The organism is Corynebacterium sp. KPL1818 (genome assembly GCF_000478135.1).
GTDB lineage: Bacteria > Actinomycetota > Actinomycetes > Mycobacteriales > Mycobacteriaceae > Corynebacterium > Corynebacterium accolens.
This window is the reverse complement of record NZ_KI515759.1, coordinates 62356-78596: the sequence shown is the minus strand read 5'-3', so window position 1 is coordinate 78596 and position 16241 is coordinate 62356. Positions and strand designations below refer to the sequence as shown.

The following is a 16241-nucleotide window of genomic DNA, read 5'->3' as shown; positions in this document are numbered from 1 at the left end:
GCCTAGTTCTTGCGGAGATTCAGTTCGATGCGCGGGCGCACCTGGATCTCCGTGAGCTGGGTAGTAGGCCCTGCCTCCACAACGGTGCGGATGGCGCGCGCCACCTCAACGGGCGCAATAACCTCGTTCGGGTTATAGTCCTGCAGGCCCTCCAGCATCGGGGTATCGGTGGGGCCTGGCGCCACGGTGGAGACGCGGATACCGGGCTCGGAGATACGCAGGGCATCGGCAAGCGCATACAGCGCGTGCTTCGTTGCTGCATAGACCACGTTATCGCCGTAACTTTTGCGCCCCGCCCCAGAGTTGATGAAGACGACGGTGCCCTCTGCCTTGCGCAGCTGCGGCAAGAGCGCGCGGGTGACCTCTGCTGGCGCGTGGACGTTTAAGTCCATGTGGGCGCGCCAATCTTTCGGGGTGGCCTCTTCCACCGAGAACTTCGTGGCGCGCGCCGCGCCGTGCACGAGGACATCGACCCGCTCTAGCTCGGGCAGCTGCATGCCCTCGTCCAAGCCGGCGACCAAGTCGCTGGCAACCGGCGTGATATTCGCGGCCTCTGGCAGCTCTTCGGCGCTGCGACCCAGCGCATACACGTGGTGATCGCGGGCGAGATCCTTGATAATCTCGCGCCCCATGCCACCGGTGGCACCGGTAACGACGGCGATTTTCTCTGGCACATTCGTGGTATCAGTCATGCCACCCCATCATAGGGAAAATGGGTGCTAGCGGTGCGCGGCGTCCGTCCCCGTTCCGCGATGTGGAACGATAGGGGTTATGGCTACTCCTGCAATCGCGATCGTCGGCATGGGCCCGCGCGGCATTTCCATCTTGGAACGCCTCACCGCCCGCATGGATGATTCCAGCTCCCCCGTTACCATTCACCTCATCGATGAGGCCCAGCACGGCGCCGGCCGGGTCTGGGAAACCGACCAAACCAAAACCCTGTGCATGAATACGCGCGCGGGGGCTGTCACGCTTTTTACCGAGCCCGGCGCGACGGTGGATGCCCCGGTGCTCGAGGGACCGACGCAATACGAGTGGATCCAGCTGCTGCGCGGCGAGGGCGATAAGGTAGCTCCTGCCAAGCGCAATCTTTTTGCCCAGCATCCTCCTGCCGCACACATTGCCACCGATTACCGCGCAGAGCTGGCCGCCACCCGCCCAGAGTCCAACCCTACGCGGGCGTTATACGGCGAGTACCTGCGCTGGGTCTATGATGTGGTGCTGGCTCGCCTGCCGGAGAGCATTTCTACGGTCAGCCATCACCACCGCGTGGAGACCATTACCGCGGACGGCGCGGCCGATATCCTGCACTTGGACGACGGCTCGCAGGTGCGCGCCGATGCCACGGTCCTAGCCTATGGCTGGATGGCGCCGCGCTTTAATGATGAGGAGCAGCGCTTGGCGGAATCCGGGCTGCGCTGGATCGCACCGGGTAACCCCGTGGAACAAGACTACGAAGCCATTCCCGCCAGCGAAGACGTGCTGGTGCGCGGGCTTGGCATGGGCTTTTATGACATCATGGCGCTAACCACCATCGAGCGCGGTGGCAAGTTCGTCGAGGATGCCACCACCCGCTCCGGCCTGCGCTACGAGGCGAGCGGGAAGGAACCACATTTCATCGTCTCATCCGGCCGCGGTTATCCCTTCCATCCCAAGTCCGAGTACAACGAGCTGCCGCCCACGATGCCGCGGCGGCGGTTGCATGAGGTCATCGACAAGCTCCAGGGCACTGAGGACATCGACTTTGACACCCAGGTTTGGCCCGCCATCGCCCGCGATAGCTACGAGGCGTATATCACCACGCTGGAACGGGTGAATCCGGCGGCGCTGCTCCGCCCGCGCGAAGAGATCCTCGCGGTCATCGATTCCACCGCGCCGGATGATCTCGGCACCGCCCTCGCTCCCTTGGTCACCCTGCCGTGGGATATGACCGAGCTGATGTACCAGGTCGCCGGTTTTACCGGCGATATTTCGGCGTTGACCGCCCACATTGCGGATAGCCTGGCGAGCGATATTCAGGAGGCTGCCGCCGGCCACGATTCGCCCATGAAGGCCGCGCTGTGGTCGCTGTCCCAGTCGCGCAAGCCCGCCTCCATCCTCGGCGCGGAAGGCCGCTATACCCGCGAGTCCCGCACGGGCCGCTACGCGCAGTTCATGTCCTTTGGGCAGATGGTGGGCTCGGGACCTCCGCTTTTCCGCGTGCGCCAATTGCTCGCGCTTGTCGATGCCCACCTAGTCCACTTCCTCGGCGATCACCCCACCCTCGCGATCGAGTCAGACCATTACACCCTGACTTCTGGCCCGCGCTCGGCATCGGCGCCCACGCTTGTCGATGCCTTTATGCACAAGCCCGATATCCGCGTCGCCGGCGACCCGCTCACCCGCGGATTGGTCGAAGGTGGCCGGGTGCGCCCGTTTGCCGATCACAGGCAGGACACCGGCTCCCCCGAAACCGATGGTGCCACGCGGCGCACCGTCCATCCGGACGGCAGCCTGGATCAGCGCCTGCATATCGTCGGCATTCCTACCTATGCGCAGTGGCCGGATACGACGATTTCCCCCATGCCGGGCACGGATCCGCTCATGCTGCAGGAAACTGATAAGACCGCCGGCTCCCTGCTCAAGGTTGCCGGCGGCCACTAAGTACGCGTTTTAGAGCGCGTTTTAAAGGGCGTCGAGCGCCTGCTGTAGATCCGCCAGCAGGTCATCGATGTCCTCGATGCCGATGGAGATGCGCACCATGTCCTCCGGCGGCACCAATTCGGAGCCTTCGGCCGATACGTGGGTCATGTTCTGCGGGTGCTCGATGAGCGATTCCACCCCACCCAGCGATTCTGCCAGGCAGATAAGGCGCGTATTCAAACAAATCTGCTTGGCGTGCTCTGGGTCGTGGAAGCGCACAGACATCATGCCGCCGAACCCACGCATCTGCTGCGCCGCCAGCTCGTGACCTGGGTGCTCTGCCAATCCCGGGTAGCGCACCTGTTTGACCTCTGGGCGGGCCTGTAAAAATTCGGCCACCTTTTGCGCATTGGCGCAGTGGCGGTCCATACGCACGCCGAGGGTTTTAATGCCACGCGCAGTCAGGTAGGCATCGAAGGGAGAGGCGACCGCGCCCACGTTGCCCTGGAAGTACAGCAGCTGCTCATCCACCTCGGGGTCATTGGTAACTACGGCGCCACCGAGGACATCGGAATGCCCGCCCAAGTACTTCGTGGTGGAGTGCAGGACGTGGTCTGCGCCGAGCGCGAGCGGGTTCTGGAGGTACGGCGTGGCGAAGGTATTATCCACCAACACCTGCGCATTGCCCTTAACCTTGGCCACCGCCGCAATATCGGTGATATTCAGCGCCGGGTTGGTCGGGGTTTCTAGCCAGATGAGCTTGGTATTGTCCTTTACCGCGGCGGCGACGGCATCGACATCGCAGGTATTGATAATGGACATCTCCACACCCCATTCCGTGAAATCATTAAGCAGGCGGTAGGAACCGCCGTAGGAGTCATTGCCCAAAATGACGTGGTCGCCGGGGCGCACCAAAATGCGCACCATCGTATCGGCGGCGGCCATACCGGTGGCAAAGACACGGGCGTAATCCGCGCCCTCCAGCGCGGCCAAGGTCTTTTCAAGCGAGCGAACCGTCGGGTTGGCCACGCGCCCGTATTCAAAGCCGCCGCGCAGTTGCGCGAGGCCATCCTGGGCGAACGTAGTCGAGGCGTAGATCGGCACGTTGATGGATCCCATGTGCGGATCCGGGTGATATCCAGCGTGAATGGAACGGGATGAAAATCCTTTTGCCAAGTTATGCGCGCTGTGTTCAGTCATGCCTCCCAATCGTAGACTAAGCGGTTCATCCACACCGGCCATTCGGCAATTTATATTCTGCCCTCTCCACGCATTGCCGATTCGGCGCCGTCAGTGAGATTTCAGGATTCTCCTCTAGAATGGGTGCGGTTAGTTTGTGTCCACGATCAAGAAAGAATGATGAGTACGAACCTATTTACCATGGCTCAGGGCGCTGCAGAGAAAAAAGACGATGCAGTAGAGTCCGTATCCAGCTTCTGGAACGACGAGAACGTTCAACTTTGGCTTATCGAGCGGCCCATCCGCATCGGCCTCATTATCATTTTGGCCTTCATTGCGCACTGGGCGCTGCGCCACCTCATCAACCGGCTGGCGAAAAACAGCATTAAGGCCTCCACCCTCAAAAAGCCCAGCCGCACCCGCAGCAGGTCTGGGGAGGACGGCCAACCGGATGACACCCTGCGAGAAACCAGAGAGGCGCGCCGCGCCTCGCGCATCAAGACCCTCGCCGGCGTGGGGCGATCGGCGGTTGCCATCGTGGTCTGGGTTTCGGCTGGCATTGCCATCCTGGATGAATTGGAAGTCAACGTTGCCCCGCTGATCGCTTCTGCCGGTGTTATCGGTGTTGCCCTCGGCTTCGGTGCACAAGAACTGGTCCGAGACTTCCTCTCCGGTATCTTCATGCTCATTGAGGATCAATACGGCATTGGCGATGTCATTGACCTGGGCAACGGCGTCTTTGGCGACGTCGAGTCCATTTCCCTGCGCATTACCACCGTCCGCGATATCGACGGTGCCCTGTGGTACGTCCGCAACGGCGAAATCCTGCAGGTGGCTAACCACTCCGATGAGTACTCCGTTGCCCGCATCCAAATCCCCGTCGGGCTATCCAACGACCCAGAGGTTGCCGGGGAGGTCATCGACAAGGCCGTCAAGGATGCCGTCAAGGACGAAAAGATCCGCAAGATGGTGCTCAGCACCCCGCGCATCGACGGCATGTCCAAGTTCGAGCCGGACTACGTCTCCTTCCGCGTGTCCACCAAGACGCTGCCGGGCCGCCAGTGGGATGTCCAGCGCTTTGTCCAGTCCCGCGTCCTCAACGTCATGCACGCAGAGGGCATCAGCACCCCTTACCCACACGGCATCGGCATTGCCAATCCGCATAAGGGAGACGATGCCTAAATGAATTCCGTTTATGAAGCCATCGGTGGGACCCCTACCTTTGAGCGTCTCGTGCATGGCTTTTATGACCAGGTCAAAGAAGATGACGTGATTGGCCCCATGTACCCGGATCAGGATTGGGAAGGCGCGGAACAGCGCCTTACCTGGTTCCTGATTCAGTACTGGGGCGGTCCCCAACACTTCTCCGAAAACCGCGGCCACCCGCGCCTGCGCATGCGGCATGCAACCTTTCCCATTGATATGGAAGCTCACGACCGCTGGCTCGAGCTGATGGGAAAATCCCTCGATAGTATCGAGGAAGACACCATCCCGCCGGCGTATCGCACCATGATTTGGGACCACATGCAGCGCGTCGCCGCCATGCTCATCAATAGAGCGCCTTAAGTTTCACCTGCTTGTAGCGCTGCCTGTGCAAGGCGTTACAGGCTGTACAAAGAGGCCCGCGCACTTCTACATTAGGTAAGTGCGCGAGCCTCTTTTACTGTGCGCTAGCGCCAAGTTAGCGCTGCCGGATGCTTAGTCTTTCCAGTCGAAAGCCTGGCGTACCGGCTCAGATATCAGCTTGCCGCCGCGGGTCATCACGCCGGAGCGCAAGCCTGGGAAGCGCTCGATCGCGGCATCCAGGTTGTCGTTGGCCACCGCGCGGATATACGGCAGCGTCGCCGAGGCCAAGGCGCGGGCCGAGGTATTGGCCACCGCACCGGGCATATTGGCCACGCAGTAGAAGAGGGTGTCGTGCACCTTGAAGGTCGGCTCGTCGTGGGAGGTCTTGCGCGAGTTCTCGAAGCAGCCGCCTTGGTCGATGGCGACATCGACAAGCACCGCGCCCTCCTTCATCTTCTTCACGGTTTCCTCGCGCACCAGCTTCGGTGCCGCAGCGCCTGGAATCAGGACGGCGCCAATGACGAGATCGGCCTCCTCCAGCTCCTTATCCAGCGTGGATGGGTCAGAAATCAGGGTCCGCACGCCGCCGGCGTACTGGTCATCAAAGCGCTGCAAAACGTGTGGATCCACGTCCAAGACCGTAACCTCCGCGCGCAGGCCGTGCGCCATAGCCACGGCGGACGCGCCTACCTGGCCGCCGCCGATGACCACCACGCGCGCAGGCTGGGTGCCCGGGATGCCAGAAACCAGGAGGCCGCGGCCGCCCTGAGTGGACAGCAGGTGGTGCGAGCCCTCGATGACAGCCAAGCGCCCGGCGACCTGGGACATGGGGGTCAAAAGCGGCAGAGTGCCGCGGCGGTCCGTCACGGTTTCATAGGCAATGGAGGTTGTCTTCGCTTCCGTCAGCGCCTCCGTCAACGGGCGATCCGCCGCCAAGTGGAGGTAGGTAAAGACGGTGAGATCAGAGCGCAGGTACTGGTACTCGGACTCGAGCGGCTCCTTTACCTTCAGCAGAAGCTCGGCCTTGGCCCACGTCTCGTCCGCAGAATCAACGATGGTAGCGCCAGCCTCTACGTATTCCTCATCGGGAAAGGACGCGCCTACGCCCGCGCCCGATTCGATGAATAGCTCGTGCCCATCAGTAACCAAGGTCCGCACCTCGGTTGGGGTGAGGGCGACGCGGCTTTCATTATTCATGATTTCTTTGGGTACAGAAATGCGCACGGAGGTTCTCCTTCATGTGTTGGTTACAGAGGCGAAAATTTACTTCTCGCTGTCAGGTTAACGCAGAATACGAAGGAGGATATTAGTTTGTGCGTATTTCACGAACGGGGGTGACTACAATAATCACGATTTCCTCGATACTGCAGTGTATAGGGTTAGAAATGCATACCCAGAAAATATCCACCACCCCCGACTATTGGGTTATAGATATTGTTCGCTGTCCGTTTTGGGCGGCGAAATACCAGATTCGGGGAGTTTTACAGCACGGATAACCGCGTGGAACGGTAGATGCTGCCAAACGGTGCATCAAGGCGCACCCACCGGCCAAGACTCGACACTCGCAGGTGCCGCGGAATATCCATGGAGGCAGAGAACCCCGGAATTAGCCCCAAGTTGGTGCAGGCAAAGATCATCCGCATCGGGATTTCCACCGTCTGCCCATTGCCCTCAACCGTGACCACGGTCTGATTAAGCAGGCTGGGTGGCGGGCCCATGGGGCCAGAAAACTCCCGGGTCAGCTTCTGGCCTTGGTCCGAAAGCTCGCGCACCACCGTCACGGGCAGGGTATCCACCACGCTAAAGCCGGTGGCCGGCGGCAATGCGCCCGGCCAAGATGCATCGCGGGACGGGCCGAGTTCCATAACGCCGGTGCCATCGTGTTCCGCGAGCTGTTGCTCCAGCGTCGACGCGGACACCACTGCCCCATCGCGGGAAACTTTCCCCTGCACCCGCCGGGAGGCTACGACCTCGAAGGGGGTGGTGACGAAGGCGTCGACGACGTCATCGGCAAGCTGGCGCAGGCGCACCGACGCAGTCGCGTCTACCCCAACTGCGCGCGCAAGAAGGGCCCGCAAGCCAGGTCCTCCGCTGCGAACTTCAAGCGACTCGGTGACCATGGCTTGCGGGCCCTACCTTTCTATGTGTGCACAGTGCGCCGTTTAGGAGGCGCTCATCTGCAGAATATCCTTTTCCTCATCCGTCAGCGGGCGCGGGGTGTGCTTCTTCTTGTCAATGACTACCTGCACACAATTCACCGTGGCCGCTACCTCCCCTGCAGCGGTCTTGACCTGCTGGGAAGTGGTAAAGGACGACGAGCCGATGTGGGAAACGGTGGTTTCCACGATGACGTGGGCATTGCCCTCAAAGGGAATGGGGCGCATATAGTCCACGTCGAGATGGCGCACCAAGGCCATGAAATCGATGCCCTTGGCATAGATATTCTCCTTGGCAAAAGCCAAGCGTGCCTCCTGGGCAACCTCGATATAGTTGGCGTTCATCATGTGGCCGTACATATCGAAATCGCCCCAACGGGTGGGCACTTGGTGGGTATGTGCGTTATCGGTCGCCATCATTCTCCTCAGGATTATCGGGTGAGCTTGCGGTGAGTGACGCGAGAAGGACGGGCGGCGTCTTCTCCCAGACGCTCCACCTTGTTCTTCTCATAGTCACCAAAGTTACCCTCAAACCAGAACCATTGCCCCTCGGCAACGTTGCCTTCCCACGCCAGAATGTGGGTACAGGTACGGTCCAAGAACCAGCGGTCGTGGGAAATAACAACGGCGCAGCCAGGGAATTTCTCCAAGGCGTTTTCTAGCGAACCCAGGGTTTCGACGTCCAAGTCGTTGGTTGGCTCATCAAGAAGGATAAGGTTGCCGCCCTCTTTCAAGGTCAGTGCCAAGTTCAAGCGGTTGCGCTCACCACCGGAGAGCACCTTCGACGGCTTTTGCTGATCTGGGCCCTTGAAGCCGAACGCGGACAGGTATGCGCGCGATGGCATCTCATTTTGGCCAACGTGAATATAATCCAGTCCGCCGGAGACGACCTCCCACACCGTAGCCTCCGGGTCGATATTCTCGCGGTTCTGGTCCACGTAGGACAGCTTGACGGTCTCGCCGACCTCAACCGAGCCATCATCCGGCTCTTCCAAGCCGACGATGGTCTTAAACAGCGTCGTCTTACCCACACCGTTCGGGCCGATGACACCGACGATGCCGTTGCGCGGCAGGGTGAAGGACAAGTCCTTAATCAGGGTGCGATCATCGAAGCCCTTGACTAGGTTCTTAGCCTCGACGACCTTATTGCCCAAGCGCGGCGGCGTAGGAATCTGGATTTCCTCGAAGTCCAGCTTCTTGTACTTCTCCGCCTCTGCAGCCATCTCTTCGTAGCGCTCCAAACGCGCCTTGTTTTTGGCCTGGCGAGCCTTGGCACCGGAGCGTACCCACTCCAGCTCGTCCTTCAAGCGCTTGCGCAGCTTGGCATCCTTCTTTCCTGCAACCTGGAGGCGCTCTTGCTTCTTATCCAGGTAGGTGGAGTAGTTGCCCTCGTACGGGTACAGCTTGCCGCGGTCCACCTCACAGATCCAGCCGGCCACGTGATCCAAGAAGTAACGGTCGTGGGTGACGGCCAGGACAGCACCTGGGTAATCCGCCAAGTGCTTTTCCAGCCACTCCACGGACTCGGCGTCCAAGTGGTTAGTGGGCTCGTCCAGAAGCAACAGGTCTGGCTCCGTCAACAGGAGCTTAGCCAGGGCCACGCGGCGGCGCTCACCACCGGAGAGGTTGGTCACCGGGGCATCGGAAGGCGGGCAGCGCAATGCTTCCATTGCCTGCTCGATCTTGGAATCAACCTCCCATGCATCGGCGGCATCCAAGTCCTCTTGCAGCTTGCCCATTTCCGCCATGAGCTCATCGCTGTAATTGGTCGCCATTTCTTCGGCGATTTCCTCGAAGCGCTGCTTCTTTTCAAAGATATCGCCGAGGCCCTCCTCGACGTTGCCGCGCACGGTCTTTTCTTCATTCAGCGGCGGCTCCTGCTGCAGGATGCCCACGGTAGCGCCCGGATCGAGGAATGCCTCACCGTTGGAAGGCTGATCCAAGCCGGCCATGATCTTCAGAATGGAGGACTTACCGGCACCGTTGGGGCCGACCACACCAATCTTGGCGCCCGGGTAGAACGCCATCGTGACATCATCAAGGATGACCTTATCGCCAATTGCCTTGCGCACGTTTTTCATCGTGTAGATGAATTCGCCCACTTTTTACCCCTTTGCAAAAATTTGGGAGACGTATTTATCTACACAAACACTACATCAGAATGCGCGCCTAGGCGCCTCGGGTCGGGCGAACCCGAGGCGAATGGCTGGCGCTATGCATGCACGGTTTCGGCGGCCTCCTCCTCTTGCGTTGCTACTTCCTCGCCGTCCTGGGCTGCCGCACTATTTCCCGCTTGGATGCGGTCTGCAGCGGTATCGGCGACGGTATCGCCCGGCGCGGAGTTATCCACGTCGGGCACAACTTCGTTTTCGCCAAGCTCTGGGATGGCGATGTTTTCCTGGTTGTATTGCGGCGCCAAGCGCTTTGCGCCGATGACGTGGCGGTTTAGGTCCAGGCCCACATACTGCGCCTTGATAAAGGTGCGGTAGTGGTCCTTGCCCTCATCATCGCGCCACTGGTCGGAGACGATCGAACCGCAGACGAGCAGCGGCATGCCCTTGGCCAGGGATTTTTTGACGTTGATGGCAAATTGGTTCCACATTTCCACGTCAATAAAGAGGTGGTCTACATCGCGCCACTGCTGCTGGCCGCGTTGGTTATCGGCGTCGGTACCGGTATCGGCGGGGCGATCAGGCACGCGCCGCGAGGATGCGATACGCAGCTTGGTTTTATATGCGCCGGTCGAGGTCTTGGTCAAGATCGGATCTTGGGTAAGGCGGCCGGTTAACATCACTGGGTATTGAGACATGGTGCTGAGATTCCTTTACTAGGTTGTGAGTTCGCGAGTGGTATGTCCCTCGCTCGCTTTCACATCCTGCTGCCGCGACGCAACCAGCACCATGCCGTACCACCCAGCGCTGTGGATAACTTGTTGTCCCCTTCAACAAAGTGGTGCCAGGATGGTCACTTTCGGGTGGGTTATCCACAGGTGGGCAATAAATTAGTGCCCGCGGAACCCGCTTTCATCGCCGTGGCTCATATCCTCCAGCATCGCGTTATAGCGGGCGAGTTCAGCGTCATCGTCCGCCTCCGCCTGCACATCGTGGCGCCGTGCGGTCGCGCGGTCATCGCGCAGCCAATCCAAAAAGAGCTTGCCAAAGACAATGACCAAGGGGAATTGGCCAAAGCCCCAGGCAATGCCCCCGCCCACGCGCTGGTCCTGCAGCAAGTCTTGATCCCAGGGCAGCTCGAGGTACTGGTAAAAGTCGAGGCCAAGCACCGTCTGCAGCTGCATCAGGTACACGCCAGCGAAGAGGTGGAAGGGCATCGACAAGAAAAGCATGCCAAGCCGGAAAGGCGTGGAATGGCGCTTGGGCAAGGGATCTGGGCCGATGACCTCCCAGAAGTAGAAGTAGCCGGAAATGAGGAACACGTAGTTCATGATGAGGTGGCCGGCGTGCTCCGAAATGGCGAATTCGTACAGGCTCGGGAAAAGATAGAGCACGTAGAGGAAAAAGAGGTACTGCGCCAAGTTCACGAAGGGATTGGTAATGACCCGCACGAACTTAGATTGGGTCAGCGCCAAGGCATAATCGTGCGGGCTGGGCTGGCCCTTCGGTCCCGGCTCGTAGGCCTCCATGATCAAGGTGACGGGCGCTCCTAGGACCATGAGCAGCGGAATGGTCATGGACAAAATCATGTGCACCAGCATGTGGATGGAATACATTGCTGGCATGTACAGGCCGAGGCCGGTGGACATGACGAGCGTAAGGCCCAGCGAGCCGACCATAAACCACGCGGTGCGCCCCTTCTCCCAGCTCAACCCGCGCTTATGCACGCGGTAAACGCAATAGCCGTATGCCGCGGCCAAGAGCAGGCCAATCGTGCCAAACATGATGTCAAAGCGGAACATCGTCCAGATATTGAATACCGTGGGCGCCTCATGCAGGTTATAGCCCATAAGGATCTGCATGGAGCTCAAGTTCGGATCCCGCGGTGGCGGCGGCACGGTGCGCCCCAAGGTGATGGCTACGCCAATCGTGCCCGCCATGACCGCGAGCTCCACGATGGCGATGCGAATAAAGAGCCGCGGGTTTTTATCCAGCTGCGGAATGGTGAGCTCGCGGTGGATAAGACCCATAATGCCCAGCAGGATGGTGAGGACGAACTTGGTAATCAAGATGATGCCGTAGGGCGATTGCGGCAGGTCCGAAATATCCATCCGGATAAGCGTATTGACCAGGCCAGACACGGCCAGCACAACAATGGCCATGAATGCGATGGCGGAATAGCGCTTGACAGCGAAGGCGAGGTTCGGGCCCAGGCGCCGTCCGTGCGCGATAAGCGCCATGAGGCCTCCCACCCACAGCATCACAAATACCAGGTGCCACAGCAGCGAGTTCGTGCCGTAGTCGTGGTCACCGCCGGTTGCGGAGTGGCCCTCAAGTCCGATGGGAACCACCTGCAGGATGGATAGCAAAAGCAGGACCGGCTGCATGGCCCAGGTGCGGCTGAAGCTGCCAATAATTCCCACGGTAAGGGCGATAAGCACCGCGATTCCCCACACGATGGTGGAGGAAATCTCCGTAAAGGCCATTTTCAAAATGGTCAGGTTGAAGACCTTAAAAAACGGCGTGCCGGTCAGGTCCGACATGATCATCGGGATTTCTACCAGCCCCACGGCCGCAACACCGAAGGCCGACCACGTGCCGGTGCGGGCGGCAATATGGCCGTCCACCGATAAAGGCGCCTCGATGAGGGAATCGTTCTCCCCGCGCGGGGCGATGAGAAACGACGAGGCCAAAAAGGACCCCACGGATAGCGCCATCAGCAGCCACGCCAGACCGCGGAAAAGCGGCAGGCCGAAGGTGGTAATCCGCCCTGGGTCCGGAATGCCCAAGGCGGCCAAGGAATCCGCCAATAAGAATAGGGAAATGAACCCGGCGACCAAGCCAGCAAAAAGCATTGCTGCAATAAAAATTCCCCAGGAAGGGCGGGGTTTTTGCGTTCCAGACGGCGTGCTTTTGACCAGCTTATTGACCATAGCTCGCATTCTATAGGGCCACCCTAATCCAAAGCGAACGCATATTTTGCCCCTGGATGTGCCATGATAGAGCCTATGGACACCCGTCAACTTCTTTATTTCCGTGCCGTTGTAGACAATGGGTCCTTCACCCATGCCGCCGCAGCCCTTGAAATGACCCAGCCTTCCCTGAGCCTTTCCATCCGCAAATTGGAAAAGGAGCTCAATACCCAGCTGCTCTCCCGCGGACGCTCCGGCGTAACCACCACGGAGGCGGGTGATTATGTCTATGACACCGCTCTCAAGGTCGATGCCCTGCTTGCCGATGCCCAGCGCCACATCAGCGAAATCACGGGCGATAACGCCAATACCGTCTCCCTGACGTCGTGCCCCATCTTAAACTGGGAATTTACCCCTTCCATCCTCTCCGAACTCACCGAAATCCACCCCTCAGCCCGCATCAGCCTGGATGATTCCACCGCCGCCACTGCTATCAAGCGGCTCTTGGAAGGCCAGGTGGACCTCGCGCTCTTGCCGACGTCCGACCCCAAAGCCTTCATCCGCCGCTACTCTCCCGAGCTCACCATCCACGACGTCGCCGAATTCGACTACTCCCTCGCGGTGCCAGAGGCCATGGCAGACCTTCCTTCCCCTGTCTCCTTGCAGGACTTGCGCGAGGAAACCTGGCTGGTGCCTCCCCACTGCCGCGAGCTTCCAGGCATGGCGGAGCTTTACGATGACCTGTGGGAGAACCACCCCTCCTACAAGCCGGATCACATTCAAGACGTCGCATCGCTGCATGCCGCCATCCCGATGATTTCCAGTGGCTTTGGCATCAGCTTCATGCCCCGGTGCGCCCCCGCGCTGCATCCGCAGGGCATCGCTAAACTAACGGTCAAAGAGGATCTTCCGCGCTTCCATGCCATCTTGGCCTATCGCTCCGACCGCGAACTTACCCCGGCCGCCCAAGAATTGGTCGACATTTTGCGCTCGCACGATTCCGCCCGCCCCCTGGCTTAGGAATCGCCGTGGCTGTGGGCTAATATGAGTGTGCTGTCCAGCCCCCATAGCTCAGCGGATTAGAGCAGTGGGTTTCTACCCCATGTGTCGCGGGTTCGAGTCCTGCTGGGGGCACCGTCTGAAGTCTCGAGGCATAGCTTTTTAAAGCTACGATGCCTCGAGACTTTTTCGCAGCGTGCCAGCTTTTTGTCTACGCTGGGTTCTTTAGAACCTAGCCACCCTTCGAAAGGCTCGACATGTCACTTCCGGCACCATCTCGTACCTCCTTTGCCCTGGTTACGGGCGCTAGTCAAGGCATCGGCAAGGCGATGGCCCACGATTTCGCGGCGATGGGCTATAACGTCATCCTCGTTGCCCGGCGCGGCGAAATCCTGAAAGACATAGCCGCAGAACTTGAGCGCCGCCACCACATTGAGGCCAGTGCCCTGCCCGCGGATTTGGCCACCGATGAAGGGGTCGAGGTAGTCATTGACGCCATCTCCTCCAAGGAAGTCTCCATCCTGGTCAATTCCGCCGGCATCGCCAGCTTCGGGCCCTTCATGGACCAGGACTGGGGCTACGAGTCCTCCCAATTCGCCTTAAATGGCACCGCCGTGCACCGCCTGACCCGCGCCGCGCTGGAACATATGCTCCCGCGGCGTGCGGGTGCCATCTGCAATGTGGGCTCAACGGCCGGCAATATCCCCATCCCCAATAATGCGACCTACGTCTTTACCAAGGCCGGGGTGAATGCGTTTACGGAGGCGCTGCACTATGAGCTCAAGGGCTCTGGCATCAGCTGTACCCTGCTAGCTCCTGGGCCGGTGCGCGAGGCGACCATCGCCGAAGAGGACCAGACCATCGTGGATAAGGTCGTGCCCGATGCGCTGTGGACCACGTATGAGTCCTGCTCCAAAGAGACCATCGCGGCCATGCAAAAAGGCCAGCGACGCGTGGTCCCTGGCCCCTTGTCAAAGGCGATGAACGTGGTCAGCAAGGTGCTACCGACCCCAGTCATCGCGCCGCTCATTGGGCGGTTTTATTCCCAGATGGGCTAGCTTTCCGCATTCTCGCCGGCGGCTTGCTTGCTGGCGGCTTGTGCCGCCGCGCGGGCGTTTTTGCGGTCCACCCAGAAATCGGCGTTCTTGATGCCCACCGCTTCTGGGTCGAATTCCGGATCCTTGCCCGCCTTCTTTTGCTTCTCGTAGTCCTTCAGGACCTTGAGCGCCGGCACCTGCAGGAAGAGGATGGCGATGATATTTAGCCATGCGGTGGTGCCCACGCCGATATCGCCCAGCGCCCAGGCCGAGCCCGGAGTCGTGGTAGCGCCCACGATGACCGAGACGATAATCAGGATGCGCAGCGCCCACACCAGGCCGCGGCGAATCGGGCGAGACTTGACCCAACGGTTGAAGTAGGTCAAGTTAACCTCGGACATGTAGTAGTACGCCAGCACGGTGGTAAAGGCGAAGAAAGCAATGGACACGGCGATAAACGTCGGGCCCCAGCCGGCAAAGACGCTATCGAGGCCGGATTGGACGAAGCCGGGGCCTACCGCGACGTCATCGGGAAGCGAGCCTTGGTAGACAACCTCGCCGTCCTCGGATTCGCCGCGGAAGACGGTGTACATATCCGTGGAGATGATCATGAACGCCGTTGCGGAGCACACGAAGAGGGTGTCGATGTACACGGCGAAGGACTGCACGAAGCCCTGCTTAGCCGGGTGGGAGACCTCCGCGGCGGCAGCGGACTGCGGGCCGGTACCCTGGCCAGCCTCGTTGGAGTAAATACCGCGCTTGACGCCCCACATGATGGCCACACCCAGCATGCCGGAGAACCCGGCCTCGAGGTTGAAGGCAGACTTAAAGATAAGGCCAAAGACCTCTGGGATCTGCGAGTAGTTGATGAGCATCACGACGATGGAGATGCCGATGTAGATCACGGCCATAAACGGCACGACCAGGGTGGCGAAGTTAGCGATGCGCTTGACACCACCGATAATGATGATGGCCAAAATGCCGGCCAGGACCACCGCGGCCCAGGTGGAGTTAATACCCCACGCGGTATCGGCCGCTGCGGCCACAGCATTGGCCTGAATGCCCGGCAGGAAGTAGCTGGTGGCCAAAATCATGGCGATGGCAAAGAGGATGCCATAGACCATCATGAACGGCGCGGCCTTGGTGTGCTTATACGCTTTTTCGATGTAGTAAGCTGGGCCACCGCGGTACTCGCCGGTGTCCTGGTCCTTTTCTTTATAAATCTGCGCCAGGGTGCACTCAATGAAAGAGGTAGACGAGCCCAAAAGCGCCACCGCCCACATCCAGAACACCGCACCCGGGCCACCGAAAGCGATGGCCGTGGACACGCCGGCGATATTACCCACGCCCACACGGCCAGATAGCGAGACCATCAGCGATTGGAACGAAGAAACACCGTCATCGGATTTTTCGCCCTTAGAAATTTGCCGCAGCATATCCGGCAGGCAGCGGACCTGCAGGCCCCGCGTTACCACGGTGAAATAAACACCCGCACCCAAGCACAAAAACACGAGGGCGGGCGACCAAATTATGGAATTGAGGGCATCGAGAAAGTTTGCCATCGAGAAACTCCTTAGTCATTCGCACCTCCCTTGTGAAGCACGATATAGAAAGTATGCCGTAAATCACTTCCCAGTGTCGGTAAAACGATAGGTAAAT

14 protein-coding genes and 1 tRNA gene are annotated in these 16241 nt (G+C 59.9%); 6 read left to right on the top strand and 9 right to left on the bottom strand.

What is annotated here, in order from left to right; translation table 11 throughout:
- Positions 1-2: 2 nt before the first annotated feature.
- Positions 3-692, bottom strand: coding sequence for an SDR family oxidoreductase (locus tag HMPREF1261_RS06200; protein ID WP_023030329.1), 690 nt, complete (start codon positions 690-692; stop codon positions 3-5).
- Between the two features lie 79 nt (positions 693-771).
- Between HMPREF1261_RS06200 and HMPREF1261_RS06195 the strand changes: the two genes are divergently transcribed.
- Positions 772-2643: an FAD/NAD(P)-binding protein gene (locus HMPREF1261_RS06195; RefSeq protein WP_023030328.1), complete on the top strand. Its 1872-nt coding sequence runs from the start codon at positions 772-774 to the stop codon at positions 2641-2643.
- Between the two features lie 21 nt (positions 2644-2664).
- On the opposite strand, the gene HMPREF1261_RS06190 is transcribed toward HMPREF1261_RS06195, so the two are convergent.
- Positions 2665-3822 carry a cystathionine gamma-synthase gene (locus HMPREF1261_RS06190; RefSeq protein WP_034658136.1) on the bottom strand — a complete coding sequence of 386 codons (1158 nt, stop codon included), beginning with the start codon at positions 3820-3822 and terminating at the stop codon, positions 2665-2667.
- Positions 3823-3978: 156 nt separating this feature from the next.
- Between HMPREF1261_RS06190 and HMPREF1261_RS06185 the strand changes: the two genes are divergently transcribed.
- Together HMPREF1261_RS06185 and HMPREF1261_RS06180 are read left to right on the top strand one after the other, a co-directional pair.
- Positions 3979-4983, top strand: coding sequence for a mechanosensitive ion channel family protein (locus HMPREF1261_RS06185; protein WP_005277866.1), 1005 nt, complete (start codon positions 3979-3981; stop codon positions 4981-4983).
- Entirely contained in the window at positions 4984-5367 is a 384-nt protein-coding gene (locus tag HMPREF1261_RS06180) for a globin (RefSeq protein ID WP_005277863.1), read from the top strand.
- A 132-nt stretch (positions 5368-5499) separates the two neighbouring features.
- On the opposite strand, the gene ald is transcribed toward HMPREF1261_RS06180, so the two are convergent.
- The 6 genes from ald to HMPREF1261_RS06150 form a co-directional block, all read right to left on the bottom strand.
- The gene (gene ald / locus HMPREF1261_RS06175; RefSeq protein ID WP_023030326.1) at positions 5500-6591 is read right to left on the bottom strand and encodes an alanine dehydrogenase; all 1092 of its coding nucleotides are present in this window, start codon (positions 6589-6591) and stop codon (positions 5500-5502) included.
- 257 nt (positions 6592-6848) lie between these two features.
- Positions 6849-7487: a hypothetical protein gene (locus HMPREF1261_RS06170; RefSeq protein ID WP_023030325.1), complete on the bottom strand. Its 639-nt coding sequence runs from the start codon at positions 7485-7487 to the stop codon at positions 6849-6851.
- 42 nt (positions 7488-7529) lie between these two features.
- Entirely contained in the window at positions 7530-7943 is a 414-nt protein-coding gene (locus tag HMPREF1261_RS06165) for a thioesterase family protein (protein WP_005277857.1), read from the bottom strand.
- Positions 7944-7954: 11 nt separating this feature from the next.
- Positions 7955-9625 carry an energy-dependent translational throttle protein EttA gene (ettA, locus tag HMPREF1261_RS06160; protein ID WP_005277855.1) on the bottom strand — a complete coding sequence of 557 codons (1671 nt, stop codon included), beginning with the start codon at positions 9623-9625 and terminating at the stop codon, positions 7955-7957.
- Positions 9626-9735: 110 nt separating this feature from the next.
- A complete protein-coding gene (locus HMPREF1261_RS06155; RefSeq protein ID WP_023030324.1) occupies positions 9736-10332 on the bottom strand; it encodes a single-stranded DNA-binding protein in 597 nt (198 codons plus the stop codon).
- 192 nt (positions 10333-10524) lie between these two features.
- Complete coding sequence (locus HMPREF1261_RS06150) at positions 10525-12576, bottom strand: cytochrome c oxidase assembly protein (protein WP_034658135.1); 2052 nt, start codon at positions 12574-12576, stop codon at positions 10525-10527.
- A 66-nt stretch (positions 12577-12642) separates the two neighbouring features.
- Between HMPREF1261_RS06150 and HMPREF1261_RS06145 the strand changes: the two genes are divergently transcribed.
- From HMPREF1261_RS06145 to cmrA, 3 genes are all read left to right on the top strand, one after another.
- On the top strand, positions 12643-13566 hold the full coding sequence (locus tag HMPREF1261_RS06145; RefSeq protein ID WP_034658134.1) for a LysR family transcriptional regulator: 924 nt from the start codon (positions 12643-12645) through the stop codon (positions 13564-13566).
- Between the two features lie 40 nt (positions 13567-13606).
- Positions 13607-13680 (top strand) — tRNA-Arg (locus HMPREF1261_RS06140).
- 122 nt (positions 13681-13802) lie between these two features.
- Entirely contained in the window at positions 13803-14603 is an 801-nt protein-coding gene (gene cmrA, locus HMPREF1261_RS06135; protein WP_023030321.1) for a mycolate reductase, read from the top strand.
- Here the strand turns inward: cmrA and HMPREF1261_RS06130 are convergent.
- The gene (locus HMPREF1261_RS06130) at positions 14600-16144 is read right to left on the bottom strand and encodes a sodium:alanine symporter family protein (protein ID WP_005277839.1); all 1545 of its coding nucleotides are present in this window, start codon (positions 16142-16144) and stop codon (positions 14600-14602) included. The two genes, cmrA and HMPREF1261_RS06130, sit on opposite strands and share 4 nt — an antisense overlap.
- Between the last annotated feature and the right edge of the window lie 97 nt (positions 16145-16241).